The sequence below is a fragment of the Pseudomonas sp. RA_35y_Pfl2_P32 genome (genome assembly GCF_963970735.1).
Classification (GTDB): domain Bacteria; phylum Pseudomonadota; class Gammaproteobacteria; order Pseudomonadales; family Pseudomonadaceae; genus Aquipseudomonas.
The window spans coordinates 1-640 of sequence record NZ_CAXAQF010000118.1; the positions used below are offsets into that span (position 1 = coordinate 1).

Genomic DNA, 640 nt, shown 5'->3' on the forward strand with positions numbered 1-640 from the left:
TCGCCAGTTTTTAACCCCTCGAACTTTCTCGAGCGCGCGGGCCTGTTGAAACCAGCGTTCAGCCTCCGCATCCAGCGGTGGGTTATGGTCTTTTTCGTACGCACAGGTAAACGTGGGATAGGCCATAGCCGGAGTGCCATTGAGTATTCCCAACAGACCGATGGCACATAAAAACGTTGCCTTAATGAATCGTCCAGGTAGGTACCTACGACTTTCTAGTTTGGTGAGATCGCTCATATCTCCGGCCTGCGATCCGGATGCTCGGCGTCAAAACCTTGTATGGGATGAGCGGGTAGCGGGTGGTCTTTCATGAGGTTGGGGAAGCGTAGACTTCTGTCGGCCCGTAATTGATTCCATAGACCGTAATAGATCTCATGAAGTTTGGGATCCGGTTTATAGCCAAAATTATCAACAGGTTCCGGCTGAGCCGAAAATGCTCCACTAAGATAACTTAAACCTCTTGCACTACCTAATGAAGCGGCGCGCTGATAATAAAACAATGCAAGAGGCTTGTTTTTTTAGCGATTTTATAGAATGCGGCCGTTTCTATAATCGCTTCTGGGATGTGTTGAGCTCCAGCGCATCGAAAGTATGGTTCGGCCATTTGGTCGTCTTGCTTATCTCGCGGCAACTCAAATGA

At 48.9% G+C, this 640-nt stretch carries 1 pseudogene; it reads right to left on the bottom strand.

Features of this window, described 5'->3' with window-relative positions:
- Window positions 1-237, bottom strand: a pseudogene (locus AACY45_RS27390) (tetratricopeptide repeat protein); the annotation flags it as partial.
- Window positions 238-640 lie beyond the last annotated feature (403 nt).